Below are 13596 nucleotides of genomic sequence, written 5' to 3' on the forward strand. Positions count from 1 at the left end.
TATGAATAATATTTTCTCATTTCAGGCTTTATTAAGAATGAAAAAATCAGTTATTTACACATCGCAGTAAGAATTAATCTTTAGACAAAAACTGTTTTGGAACGAGTTAAATAGAGTTTTATAAGTCATCTTAATGCAGGATATGGAGTATTATTGGAGGATAATAAAATAGCGTAATAGTTTTTGTTTGTGACTCCCTTAGATAAGAGATTTAAGGTATCAGTAATCTGGTGTATAGCAGGGTATAGTGCCAGAAAGAGGATTCGAAGCAAAGTAAAGATGTTACTTGTGAGCAAGAAAATCCATGAACAAGCAGCACAATAGCATGCTATTTCGGGGAAAGTTTATGATCTCATAAAAAAATGCAAAAAGCAAAAACAGAACGCATTCTGTATTTTCTACTATTTTTAAAATAATGCTGTAAATACGAAAAAATTGTGAAGCTGAATTAGAAAGAGATTATAAGATTGTAAATTGGTTCTATCCCTTTGAAGCTTAATATTCTTTTCCAATAAAAATATATATAATATTCTTATTTTAAGTTACCATACAAAAGCTGATACAGCGTGTAAAGTATTCAACTTATTTGAACTCTGTTTCAAATAAAGTGAAGTCTCTTAAACCTAAACTGTATACTTTTATAAAAAAAGCAGTTGATAGCATTAAAGGTTGCAGTAAACCTATAAGGTGCGGTAACAAAAGAGATGCGTTTAATTGGAAAAAATATATCAGATTATTTTTAATAATATGCTATTATATAAAGTATTCTTTGAGTGTGGCCTGTAAATCTGGGGAATTTTCATTTTTTCAGAATTTTTTTTATGTTCTCTATCGGAGAGAAATAATATCTTCAAAAAAGATAAACAATGTTTTGAGCTTTAGTAAAATGTCTATTAAATTTGTTCTAATATACTAAAATTACACGCTTTAAGACGGTTATCATGTGATTTATTATAGTTAGAAAACTTTTAACATAAAAGATAGCGCTGCTTCTTATTGTTTTCTTACATAAAATAATTAAAGTATGATTTTGAGTGAATGGTTAAGGGATTAATTTCAGGGTACTTTTGTTTTGCAAAGAGTATGACGAGAAAAATTTCTTTGCCTTATTTCATTTATGGTGTTTAAATCTTTAGAAAATATAAAAAAGACAAAATGCTAACTATTCCTCAACAAAGAATGATTTGTTTGCAAAACGTTTCACTAGGAGGGCTTTTGGTGGCAAAGTCTCACAAAGGGATTTGTAATATAGCCTTAGGAGATACTACAAAACAATTATTACAGCAATTTGTAGCGCGTTTTGGTAATGTACAACAAGTGGATGATGACGGTACATTTAAGAAAGAAGTTGCACATGTTGTAGCAATGGTAGAAACTCCTAAGTTGGTAAGAAAAAATGATTTCCTCTTAGATATAAATGGTACGTTTTTTCAGAAGAAAGTATGGATGGTATTGTGTAAAGTGCCATGTGGTGAAACAATTTCATATGAAGCGTTAGCGCAACACATTGGTATGCCAAATGCTTTTCGAGCAGTTGCTAATGCATGTGCACGGAATGAATTAGCTTTAATCATTCCGTGCCATCGTGTGGTGCGCAAAAATGGTTTTATTTCTGGATATCGTTGGGGAACTTGGCGGAAACAGATTTTGCTACAACGGGAAAAAAATGGGGATATTTAAAACGGATTTAACTTTGTTTAATTGGCATTGTAATGATTACAGTTGTGCCTTTCATTTCTTTAGAGATAATTTCAAGTTTCCCTTTGTGTAGTTCTAGCAAAGAGCGCGAAATGGCTAATCCAAGACCTGATCCAGTATGAGTTTTCGTGAGTTGATTTTCAACTTGTTCAAAAGGTTGTCCAAGTTTTTTTATTGCTGATTGAGGAATGCCAACACCTGTATCTTTAATTCTGCAGACAAGGTTATTTTTTTTCTTGAAAGCAAAGATACCAATATTTCCACCCGAAGGTGTGAATTTAACAGCATTAGAGATGAGGTTTAGGAAAATTTGTTTCATGGCACGGCTATCAACTTCTGCATACAGTTCTGGAGCAATATTTGTTGTAATAAAAATATTTTTTTCTTGAGCCTGTGGCGTAAGTGTTCGTGCTGCTTCACTAATGATTGGTCCAAGATCAATATTTTTACAATCAAGGGTAAATCTTCCAGCTTCGATTTTGGACATATCAAGGATATCATTGATAAGGGTTAGAAGATGGGTTCCTGAGTTGTAAATGTCATGCATATATTCTTTATAGCGTTGCGAACCAAGAGGACCAAAGGTGGATTGTAACATGATATCTGAAAAACCGAGAATAGCATTAAGAGGAGTACGCAATTCATGGGACATATTGGCTAAAAATTCTGATTTAGCTTTATTAGCACTTTCAGCACGCTCTTTTTCTGCTTTCAGACTTTTATTAAGTTTTTCAACTTCTGTTGCACGTTGTTGAGCGTTTCCTCGAGCACGTTTAAGTTCTTGAATAAAAGAAAAAAGACGTCTTTCACTGTCTTCGAATTTTTCCTGTTGTTGTTTAAGTTCAGAAATATCTGTACCAACGCAAACAAGTCCTCCATCTTGGGTGCGGCGTTCATTAATTTTGAGCCAACAACCATCTGCAGTTTGACGAATGCTGGTTAAATTACCAGTACCATCGTCTTTGAGAGGGTATTCATTGATTGCAGGGCGGGCCATGGCTTCAACGGTTGCACGTTGGATTCCTGAATGTAAAACTTGTTGAGGGATAGCTGCATATTCACAAAACTTGCTATTGGACATGACTAAACGTCCTTCTGAATCCCATAATACAAAAGATTCTGAAATATTTTCAATGGCATCACGGATACGAAGGTCAGCTTGTGCTGTTTCTTCTGCAAGCTGACGCTGTTCACTAATATCAAAAGCAATACCAACCAAATGGGGTTCTTCTTCATCCGTAACTTCAGCACGAATGCGCATCCATACATAATGACTGTCGGCATGACGCATGGGAATATTGATATCGATATGCTTTTTTTTACCACTCATTAAGTCTTGAGCAAGATCAAAAAAATTGGCATCATTGGGGTTGATAATGGCGGTAATTTGCGCAATGGAGAGCAGTGCATCTTGAGGCACATAACCTAGCATTTCATAAATTGCTTTTGACCAGTAAACACGTCCACTTGCCATATTCCAATCCCATAGTCCACAGCGTCCACGCATCATTGCCATATCAATGCGGTTTTGAATTTTTTCTGAAATGAAGTCTGTATTACGTGCTCGCACAATTTGATTATAATAAGCACAGAGGAGAGCTAAAATAACTCCGGTAGTTCCTATGAATAGAGTTATAGTTAACGAGAAAAATTTTCTCCATTCCATGTAGGTGTGTTGTGTTTTTTCGCTGATGAAAACGCCATATTGTCCATTATCTGTTTTCTGAAATGCAGCGAGAGCAGGGTCATTTTTACCTATTGTAATTTTCATAATTTCAGTATGTTGTCCTAGAGATTGTAAAGCAATGCTTTCAGAGGTAAAATCCTGTAAGGTTTTTCCTAAAATAATCTCTGGGCTAGATGAAGCTAGAACAGTGCCTTTTTGATCGATTATGGCAATAATAGTATTGGTATTGATTAAGCCTTGATTGTAAAAGTTGTTAAGAATATTTTGTAAATGGTTATGTGAAAGAGTAGCAACTTCTCTTTTCTTACTTGTTGCAAGTAATTCACGATCAATTGTATTGCTAATATGAGAAGCTAGAAGAGTGAGGGTAGAACGTGTGTTTTTATCAATCGTATGGCGCCAATCATAGATTGATATAAAACGAACTGTTGCCAGCACAACAAGAAATGAAATAATGGTAAATGGAAGCAAACGTCGCAACCAAGGTTCAATAAAGAGAAGTTTTTGATAGGCTGAGCCAAAAAGCAGTTTAATATGCTTTGTCCGCTCTTTATGATTTTGAGCACTCGACTTTGAATCAGCATACATATCCGTTGGCGCATTATATGCGTCCAGTTTAACCATTTCTCATTCCTTTAATTATGGAATAATATGTTTTAAAAACTGCTTTAATATTCATAATAAAATCCCGTAAAGTGCAATGAATCAAAACAGGAGTCTTCTGTCCAGTCTTTTTTTTAAAAAAGTAATTTTACTTTTACTGAGTGTGGATTATGGAAATAAAAAGAAAATTTAACATAACCTCTAAACAGATATTTTATAACCTGTCTAAAGACTTATTATGATCGAATATTTCATTGATATTATTGTATAAGAAATATTATAACATACTGATTATAAATATTTTTATTTTAAGCGAGGAGACGAGAGATGATTTCAGCTACATCGCTTGATAAGTGGGGAGCTTGTGCAATTGTTCTTAATGCGATTTCAAGTTTTTGTTGCCGAATAGTTTCTAATTGTCGCCAAAAGCGCATCATCGTTAATAACCGTGAAGCGAGCTGTGGATTTTTTTTGTCAATTTTCAAAATGATTTGACAAAGAAAATGATAAGATGCACCATCAATTCTATTAAAACCCGTTAGGTTATTAGAGGCAAAAACACCAATCAAGGCTTGTACACGATTGGGATTATTTTGTGAGAAAAGCGGGTGCTGCATGAGTTTTTTAACATGGCCAAGTGTTGATTCACCCGCAACCATTGCTTGAATAGAGAACCATTTATCCATGACCAAAGGATCATGGTGATACCGGTTTTCAAAATCATTTAAGATATTTTGCGTTTGCTCACTTTTATTAAAGCGCTGCACTAAAATAGTTATACTAGCCATGCGATCAGTCATATTATTAGCTGTGACATATTGTGAGGCAGCACGATTTGGTTTGGATTCAGCGATGGAAAGATAGTCTAGCATAATATTTCGTAATGCTCGTTTCCCAGCTTGTGCAGTGTTTGGTGAATAAGGCTCATTGATTTCCATTTGCATATAAACTTGTGTGAAGAGCTCTTGATGGGTATGGGCGATAGAAACTAAAAACTGATTGCGCACATGGTGAATACGCTCTGGATCAACATTTTTTCCGATTACATGGGCGAGTTCAATTTCGCTTGGTAAACTTAAACAAAATGCCCGAAATTCTGGTTCAAGGCTTTCATCTTTAATGATGGTTTCGATCAATTTTAGCAAAGAAGAGGGGATATCCTCTTTTGCTTGTGTTTTATTTTGAATAGCTTTAATCAGGGCGTGCATCATTAAACGGTTAAGCGATTGCCAACGATTAAGCTGATTACTGTCGTTTTGTGCAAGAAAGAAAAGTTCATTTTCATTGAATGGAGTTTGTAAATTAATAGGCGCAGAGTAGTCTCTAAGCAGTGATAAAACAGGTTTTTCGCTTAGTCCCCTTAATGTGAATGTTTGGTTTTCTTTGGAGAGTAGCATAACATTTGATCGAATATCTGCATCAGTCTCATAGGTAAGAGATTCCCCGTTGTGTCCTAACAGGCCAAAAGCGATAGGGATAAGCATAGGTTTTTTTATATTTTGTTTTGGTGTTGCTGGAATATGTTGTTTGGCGTGAATCGTTAAAACCCCATCGCTATAATGGTAGTCAATTTCCACATTAGGCGTGCCTGCTTGTTCATACCACAACATAAATTGTGAGAAATCTTGATGAGAGATTTCAGCGAAGCAGGCGATAAAGTCCTCAATTGTACAAGCTTGCCCATCGTGGCGTTGAAAATAGAGATCCATTCCTTTACGAAAAAGAGCAGGACCTAAAATAGTATGCACCATGCGAACAATTTCTGCACCTTTTTTATAGACAGTTGCGGTATAAAAATTGTTGATTTGGCTATATTGATGAGGACGTACAGGATGGGCGAGTGGACCAGAATCTTCAGTAAATTGTGAAGCTTTTAATGTTTTTATATTTTCAATTCTCTGTAGGCTACGAACATTTTGCTCTGAAGAAAATTCTTGATCACGGTAAACAGTTAAGCCTTCTTTTAAACAGAGTTGAAACCAATCACGGCAAGTAATGCGATTACCGGTCCAATTATGGAAATATTCATGAGCAATGACACGTTCAATATTTCTATAATCATGATCGGTTGCAGTTTCAGGATCTGCAAGAACATATTTATCATTAAAGATGTTAAGTCCTTTGTTTTCCATTGCACCCATATTAAAGTCAGAAACGGCTACAATATTGAAAACATCAAGATCATATTCGCGCCCAAAACATTGCTCATCCCAACGCATAGAACGTTTGAGAGCATCCATTGCATAGGTTGCACGTTTGGTCTTTCCTTTTTCCACATAGATAGCAAGTTCGATCCGTCGACCAGATATGGTGATAAAATAGTCTTCTAACTTGTCGAGGTCACCACCTACTAAAGCAAAGAGATAAGATGGTTTAGGATAGGGATCTTCCCAAATAGCAAAATGGCGATTATTCTCAAGAGTTCTTCTTTCAACAAGATTACCATTAGAAAGTAAGATAGGAATTGTTTGAGAATCCGCTTCAATTTTTACCGTATAGGTGGAAAGAATATCTGGACGATCATAATAATAAGTAATACGACGAAAACCTTCTGCTTCGCATTGTGTACAATAAACACCATTTGAAAGATAAAGGCCCATGAGTTGGTAGTTGCTTTCAGGATTCAACTCAGTGATCAATTGCAATGTAAAAGGGGCCGCCGGTGGAGAGCTAATTTCTAAACGTGAAGGAGTAGCTTTATAAGCATTCTTAGACAATGTCTTCCCATTAATAGCAACGGAAACTAATGTAAGATCATCACCAGAAAGCACAAGGGGTGTTAATTCTTTTGTATTGTGACGGGGGGCAATAGACAATGTTGCTGTAACAGAGGTTTTTGTTGGTGCCAAACGGAAGTGCAGTTGTGTTTTTGAAATATCGTAAGGAGTTGGTTGGTAGTCTTCTAAACGATAAACAGGTATTTCTGATTGTTGCATAACTTTTACCTTTTAGTATAGAGATAAGGATTAAAAGAGCCTTTTTTAAAGACAAGAGCGAGTGGAGGATTATAAAAGACTCTCTAAACGGTTTTTTACTTCTAAAAAGTCTATCCATGTGAGCTTTTTTTGACTCGGCGTTCGGAGAAGGTAAGCAGGATGAAAGGTTGGCATAACAGGTATTTTGATGTTGTTTTCACCTTTATAAGTAAGCCATTTCCCCCGAGTACGGATAATTCCATTTTGAGCTCCGGTAAGAAACTGTGTAGCAACTCCTCCAAGCGCTACAAGAATGCGAGGACGAGCTAAATGAATTTGCCGTTCAATAAAGGGGCGGCATAACGCAACTTCTCTTGGTGTTGGTGTGCGATTTCCTGGTGGACGCCAGGGAATAGTATTGGCTATATAAACATTATTTCTTGTTAAGCCAATTGATGTGAGGATTTTAGTTAATAATATTCCTGCTTTTCCCACAAAAGGAATTCCTTGTATATCTTCTTCTCGTCCTGGTGCTTCTCCTATGAGCATGAGCGGGCTTCCCGCTGTTCCATCTGAAAAACAGGTATTTTTTGCTGTTAATTTTAATGAGCACCCATTAAATGAAAGAAGAGCAGATTTTAGTTCATCAAGTGTATTCGCACTTTTTGCTATCTCTATAGCGGAAAGTTCACCTTGTATGGTGACAGGATTAAGCAGTGGATGATTGTCTAACTTTATAGTCGGTGATATTTGTTGATTATGAGAAATATTTACTGCTTGTGTTGCTTTTTTTTCTAGGAAAGTAGTTTGACTAAAGCGATCAATAGGTGAATCTTCTAGAACAGCATCTACACCACTTTCTTTATAAAAGTTTAAGAGTTCTTCATATGAAATTGGGCACGGTGTTCTATTTAACATTTTATCTTTTCTAACGTTCTAACGACTATGAATAGTTCAGACCATATTATCCTTTAAGCTTTTTGATGTGTTCATTTATAATTTATGTGTGTTCATTTATAATTTATGTTTGAAATAATGATAGCCTCTTTTTTTGACGAAAAAAACTATAAAGTAAGGCTATTCACTATTGTATCATTTTTCAATGTGTTATCTTATCTGTTAGGAAATAGTGATTACCTTATAATTAAGAAATTTTTATAGAAGCTGAGTGGTATAAATTGAGACACACAGACAGTGATATTATAGATTTAAAATAATAAGATAAATTTATAATATTATATCTATGATTACAAAAAATAAGGAATTTTTATTATAATATTTTATAGTAATATAAGTATTATTTATAAATAAAGATACATTTATTTTAAGAAAATAGTCATATTAAATTAAAAATTAACAACATAATGTGATATAATATTTTTAATAGTAATTTTTATTGTGATTTAACAGTAATCTGTGAATATATAATTTTGCATTTTTTATGGCTTGAATCATAGATTCATTGAGTGCCAAATGCGCTGCAATAGCACTTGAAAGAATACAACCTGTTCCACGCATTGTTTCCCTTAAACGCGGAGTAGAAATATTTATGGTTTTAGTTTTATCAATGAAGCTATCTGTTGCAAGGGGACCATCTGCATGTCCTCCTTTTACCAAGATAGAGCGTGGACCAAATGACAAAAGCTTTTTTGCTTGTTGTATCGCTTCTTTATGGCAAGACGCTAATGGATTTTGGCTGAGAAGAGCGAGCTCTTCTCTATTCGGTGTTAAAAGATTAACGTGAGGGAGAAGTTTGTTGGTTATAATTTCTATGATTTTTTCCGTTGTTAGTTTTCCTCCTGAAGAGGCAACAAGTACAGGATCGAAAATGACCGGAATGTGGGGATAGTTTTCTAATACATTACAGATTGCTGCTATAATTGCTTGGGTTCCTGTCATGCCGATTTTTATTGCATTTATTGGATTAGCCTCTAGAGCTACGCTCATTTGTGCAGCAATGAGTTTTTCATTCATTGGAACGATTTCAGAAACGTGGTTGTCATCTTGTACGTTAACGCAGGTGATGGCTAAATTTGCTTTTATTTGAAAATGTGTTGCTGTTTCTATATCACGGACAATACCAGCACCTCCTGTTGGATCGGTTCCTGCAACAATAAGAATAGAAGGCTTTAACGCCATGCTTTTGTAACCTTTATCCACTGTTGGACACGTTTTTCAGGCTTTTTATGAAGAATAATATCGGTTACAACGGCAGTACTATTGGCTCCTGCTTTCAAAACACCAATTGCGCGTTCTGGTGTTAGACCACCAATGCCTACTAAAGGTAAAGCGCCAACCCGCTTTTTCCATTGTTTGATTTTTTCTAATCCCTGAGGTTTCCATTTCATTTCTTTTAAGATTGTCGGATAAATAGGTCCCAGTGCAATATAGTCAGGATGAATAGATAGTGCTATATCCAATTCCTTTTCATCATGTGTGCTAAGGCCAAATTTTATACCATTTTTACGAATTGCAGAAAGATCAGCTTTGCTTAAGTCTTCTTGACCAAGATGAATAAAATCGCATTTTTCATCAATTGCTATTGTCCAATAATCATTAATAATTAATTGTGCTCCCAATTTATCGCATATACTTTTTGCATGCTTAATATTTTGACTAATTATTTTAAGGCTTTCATTTTTCATACGCAATTGTATGAGTTTGATACCAAGAGGGACTAAACGTTCAACCCACTTTGCATTATCAACAATGGGGTAAAATGGATCCAATTTCATGAAAATACTGCTTTCCCAATAACTGGAGTTGAAGGAATAGCTACATTGCGTGCTTCAAGAAGGCCTGCTTTATATCCCATACGCCCTGCCTGAACAGCTTTAGAAAATGCTTCGGCCATTAAGACAGGATCACCTGCTTTAGCAACTGCGGTGTTAATAAGCACTGCATCATAACCAAGTTCCATAGCAACAGTTGCATGTGATGGACGTCCAATGCCGGCATCAATAACAAGAGTAACATCAGGAAGGTAGGCGCGAATAGAACGCAATCCATCGGTATTATGAGGGCCTTTGGCAGATCCAATAGGAGCACACCAAGGCATAATGACTTGGCATCCAACGTCCAGGAGCTTTTCAGCAACAATAAGATCATCTGTTGTATAGGCAAAGATTTTGAAACCCTCACTGTTTAGAATTTGTGCTGCTTCGATTAGGGCAAAAACATTTGGCTGTAAGGTATCGGAATTACCGATGATTTCGAGTTTAATCCAAGACGTTTTAAAGAGATCTCGTGCAAGTTTTGCTGTTGTAACAGCTTCTTTAACAGTGTAACAACCAGCAGTATTGGGAAGCACTCTTATATCCAGTTCTTTAAGAAATTGCCAAAACTGTCCCCCTTGTTTTCCACCAGCAGTTTCTCGGCGCAACGCAACTGTTACAATTTCTGTACCGGATTTATGAATAACATCACGAAGGATTGCTAGTGAAGGATATTGTGCTGTACCTAACATAAGACGAGAAGAGAATTTATCTCCATAAAGATTCAGCATAGTTTTATCCTCCTTGCATTGGGCTTAGAATTTCAATTTTATCTCCTTCACGTAAGACAAATTGGTTGCGTGCTTCTACGGGAATAACTTCAGCATTAACAGCGGTAGCAAGCCAATTTCCTTCATAGCCCAATTTTTCAAGCAATAAATTGAGAGTAATAACTTCTGTTTGGATTATTTTACCATTGACAAATATTTGCATGCTTTACTCCAATGCCAATTTTATTGCTCGTTTTGCCATTTCTGGAGCTAAAAGAAAACCATGTCTATAAAATCCATTAATAAAAATGTAGTTACCATATTTGTACACAGAAGGGAAGTTATCAGGATAACATGGTCGTATACCAACGCCGGATTCAATAATTTGTGCTTCGGCAAAAGCAGGATGCAAAGTATAAGCTGCATTGAGTAATTCCATCATTGATCTCACCGAGATAGCACCATCAAAATCACTTTCAATCATTGTGGCACCAATCATAAAAATATTATTTTGTCGGGGAACAACGTAGAGAGGAAACCGTGGGTGAAGGAGGCGAATTGGACGCGAAATTTTAATATCCATGCTGCGTACGAGAAGCATTTCGCCGCGTACGCCTCGTATATTTTTGTCTTTTCCTAAACGTGCTATTCCAGTTGCATCAATGATAATATCAAAATTTGTTTCAGATGTTTCTACATCTATAAAATTTGCTCCATTTTTTATAAGTTCTTCTTTTAAAGTGATAAGCGCTTTACGAGGATCAAGATGTGCTTCATTTTCATAAAAAAGCGCGTAGTTAAAACGTTCTGCAAGATCTGGTTCAAGACGCGCTATGTCTTCGTTATTTATAGATTTATGATTATGTGTACGCACTGAAAACTGTTTAAGCTCTACCGTATCCCGTGTAGGAGCGACAACTAAAGTACCTTTTCGTATGACAAGATTAGGAAGCGTTTTATGCCACCATTGTATGGCTTGTATGCCAAGATCTTCAACAATTTGTTCAGCATTTTCTCTTTCACAGTAAGGCGCTAGCATTCCTCCTGCATACCAACTAGCAGTTCCTATAGGAGAGTGAGGAGGAGCTGATAGAGTAACAGAAATTCCTTTTTGTTGCAGCATAAAGGCAACAGTTAATCCCCCTACACCTGCACCTTTAATAAGAATGTTCTTCAATTGTTTACTCGTTTTTTTGAGCAGAAATAGCATCTACATAAAGGTCACCATTTTTTTGATATTTCTCAGCCATAGCATTCATACCTTCATCTTTTGTTTTCCTTATTGCTACTGCCTCACGAATATCGTGGGAAATACGCATAGAACAGAATTTTGGTCCACACATGGAACAAAAATGCACCAATTTATGGGCTTCTTTAGGCATTGTTTCATCATGAAAGGTGCAAGCTGTTTCTGGATCAAGAGAAAGGTTGAATTGATCATGCCATCTAAAGTCAAATCTTGCACGTGAAAGAGCATTATCGCGCAATTGTGCTCTAGGTAAACCTTTGGCAAGATCAGCAGCATGGGCAGCAATTTTATAAGTGATTACACCAGTTTTAACATCATTTTTATCGGGAAGGCCTAGATGTTCTTTAGGTGTTACATAACATAACATGGCTGTTCCAAACCATCCAATCATAGCAGCACCAATTGCTGAAGTAATATGATCATAACCAGGAGCGATGTCAGTGGTAAGAGGTCCCAAAGTATAAAAAGGCGCTTCATGACAAAGATCTAATTGCTGCTCCATATTTTCTTTAATTTTATGCATTGGAATATGCCCAGGCCCTTCAATCATAACCTGTACGTCTTTTGCCCAAGCAACTTTTGTCAATGCTCCTAAAGTCTTAAGTTCAGCAAATTGGGCTTCATCATTGGCATCGGCAATAGAGCCAGGGCGCAGTCCATCTCCTAATGAAAGAGAGATATCATAAGTGCGTGCAATATCACAAATCTCATCAAAATGCTCATAGAGAAAACTTTCTTTGTGATGATGGAGACACCATTTTGCCATGATAGAACCTCCACGTGAAACGATACCTGTTACACGGTCAATAGTTAGAGGAATAAATGGTAATCTTAAGCCTGCATGAATAGTAAAATAATCAACACCTTGTTCTGCTTGTTCAATAAGGGTATCGCGAAAAATATCCCATGTTAAATTTTCAGCAATACCTTGTACTTTTTCGAGTGCTTGATAAAGAGGAACAGTCCCGATTGGAACTGGAGAATTTCTAATAATCCACTCACGAATATTGTGAATATTCCGTCCTGTTGAGAGATCCATAACCGTATCTGCTCCCCAACGAATAGCCCAAACCATTTTATCAACTTCTTCTGTCATAGACGAAGTAACTGCTGAATTGCCAATATTGGCGTTAATTTTAACACGAAAATTGCGTCCAATAATCATTGGTTCACATTCTGGATGATTAATGTTTTTTGGAATAATGGCGCGTCCGCAGGCAATTTCATTACGAACAAATTCAGCAGTATAAACTTTTGGTATTGGTTCATTAAATACTTTATTTGATTGCACTTTTGGTTGCTCTTTTATTGTGAATCCTTCATTTTCTCGTATAGCCACATATTCCATTTCTTCGGTAATAATACCTGTACGCGCATATGCCATTTGTGTAATTGCGTTGCCATTTTTTGCTCGCAAAATAGGGCGCTTTAGTTCAAAGCTTGGTGTATGAGAGGTATCATCAGTCAATCCATTATCTTCAGGTTTAACTATTCGTGCAGGATAGGATTCAGTATCAGCGCGTTTAGCAAGCCAGGGTGAGGCAATTGCTGGCAAGCCTTTTGTAATATCAATGATCATATCTTTATCGGTATATGGGCCAGAAGTATCGTAGATGTTGAAAGGTTCTTCATCGCAGCCATTAGTTAGTGAAATTTGACGTAATGGGACACGGACATCAGGAAAAAGAGGGCTTTGTTGATAAATTTTGTGTGAGGCGGGAAAGGGGCTGCAACTGATTGATGGAATCTTTTTCTGCATAAACTTTTTCCTTATAAACACATAGTTCAAAAACAGGTTACGGTATTAGTGGGGATATATCTAAATCATCAATCACACACGTTTAAATGAAGAGGCTATAATATTATTTTTATACCAAGACACTTCAAATAAAAATCAAGAAACTTTCTTGAAAAAATGGTGCAGTCAGTCTCATAATATTTATATTACCCCCCACTTAAA

Annotated in this window: 10 protein-coding genes; 1 reads left to right on the top strand and 9 read right to left on the bottom strand. The window is 36.1% G+C overall.

Annotated features, from left to right (window positions below; all coding sequences use genetic code 11):
* Positions 1-1155 precede the first annotated feature (1155 nt).
* Positions 1156-1680 (top strand): methylated-DNA--[protein]-cysteine S-methyltransferase, encoded by a 525-nt coding sequence (locus HWV54_RS05870; RefSeq protein ID WP_005865761.1) that lies wholly within the window; start codon positions 1156-1158, stop codon positions 1678-1680.
* 7 nt (positions 1681-1687) lie between these two features.
* On the opposite strand, the gene HWV54_RS05875 is transcribed toward HWV54_RS05870, so the two are convergent.
* From HWV54_RS05875 to thiC, 9 genes are all read right to left on the bottom strand, one after another.
* Positions 1688-4009 (bottom strand): sensor histidine kinase, encoded by a 2322-nt coding sequence (locus HWV54_RS05875; protein WP_005865759.1) that lies wholly within the window; start codon positions 4007-4009, stop codon positions 1688-1690.
* Positions 4010-4296: 287 nt separating this feature from the next.
* Entirely contained in the window at positions 4297-6924 is a 2628-nt protein-coding gene (gene pepN / locus HWV54_RS05880; RefSeq protein ID WP_005865758.1) for an aminopeptidase N, read from the bottom strand.
* Between the two features lie 69 nt (positions 6925-6993).
* The gene (locus HWV54_RS05885; RefSeq protein ID WP_005865757.1) at positions 6994-7821 is read right to left on the bottom strand and encodes a uracil-DNA glycosylase; all 828 of its coding nucleotides are present in this window, start codon (positions 7819-7821) and stop codon (positions 6994-6996) included.
* A gap of 462 nt (positions 7822-8283) precedes the next feature.
* A complete protein-coding gene (locus HWV54_RS05890) occupies positions 8284-9042 on the bottom strand; it encodes a hydroxymethylpyrimidine/phosphomethylpyrimidine kinase (RefSeq protein WP_005865755.1) in 759 nt (252 codons plus the stop codon).
* Entirely contained in the window at positions 9033-9638 is a 606-nt protein-coding gene (locus HWV54_RS05895) for a thiamine phosphate synthase (RefSeq protein WP_005865753.1), read from the bottom strand. Before HWV54_RS05895 ends, HWV54_RS05890 begins: the two co-directional genes overlap by 10 nt.
* A complete protein-coding gene (locus tag HWV54_RS05900; protein WP_005865751.1) occupies positions 9635-10408 on the bottom strand; it encodes a thiazole synthase in 774 nt (257 codons plus the stop codon). Before HWV54_RS05900 ends, HWV54_RS05895 begins: the two co-directional genes overlap by 4 nt.
* A gap of 4 nt (positions 10409-10412) precedes the next feature.
* Positions 10413-10610, bottom strand: coding sequence for a sulfur carrier protein ThiS (gene thiS / locus HWV54_RS05905; RefSeq protein ID WP_005865750.1), 198 nt, complete (start codon positions 10608-10610; stop codon positions 10413-10415).
* A 3-nt stretch (positions 10611-10613) separates the two neighbouring features.
* Positions 10614-11564 (bottom strand): glycine oxidase ThiO, encoded by a 951-nt coding sequence (gene thiO, locus HWV54_RS05910; RefSeq protein WP_040296451.1) that lies wholly within the window; start codon positions 11562-11564, stop codon positions 10614-10616.
* A gap of 4 nt (positions 11565-11568) precedes the next feature.
* Positions 11569-13395 (bottom strand): phosphomethylpyrimidine synthase ThiC, encoded by a 1827-nt coding sequence (gene thiC / locus HWV54_RS05915; protein ID WP_005865746.1) that lies wholly within the window; start codon positions 13393-13395, stop codon positions 11569-11571.
* Positions 13396-13596: the final 201 nt, after the last annotated feature.

The organism is Bartonella alsatica (assembly GCF_013388295.1).
Classification (GTDB): Bacteria; Pseudomonadota; Alphaproteobacteria; order Rhizobiales; family Rhizobiaceae; genus Bartonella; species Bartonella alsatica.

Coding starts and splice junctions, on each gene's coding strand:
- HWV54_RS05870 (WP_005865761.1), top strand. CDS start 1,156: ATGCTAACTATTCCTCAACAAAGAATGATTTGTTTGCAAAACGTTTCA.
- HWV54_RS05875 (WP_005865759.1), bottom strand. CDS start 4,009: ATGGTTAAACTGGACGCATATAATGCGCCAACGGATATGTATGCTGAT.
- pepN (WP_005865758.1), bottom strand. CDS start 6,924: ATGCAACAATCAGAAATACCTGTTTATCGTTTAGAAGACTACCAACCA.
- HWV54_RS05885 (WP_005865757.1), bottom strand. CDS start 7,821: ATGTTAAATAGAACACCGTGCCCAATTTCATATGAAGAACTCTTAAAC.
- HWV54_RS05890 (WP_005865755.1), bottom strand. CDS start 9,042: ATGGCGTTAAAGCCTTCTATTCTTATTGTTGCAGGAACCGATCCAACA.
- HWV54_RS05895 (WP_005865753.1), bottom strand. CDS start 9,638: ATGAAATTGGATCCATTTTACCCCATTGTTGATAATGCAAAGTGGGTT.
- HWV54_RS05900 (WP_005865751.1), bottom strand. CDS start 10,408: ATGCTGAATCTTTATGGAGATAAATTCTCTTCTCGTCTTATGTTAGGT.
- thiS (WP_005865750.1), bottom strand. CDS start 10,610: ATGCAAATATTTGTCAATGGTAAAATAATCCAAACAGAAGTTATTACT.
- thiC (WP_005865746.1), bottom strand. CDS start 13,395: ATGCAGAAAAAGATTCCATCAATCAGTTGCAGCCCCTTTCCCGCCTCA.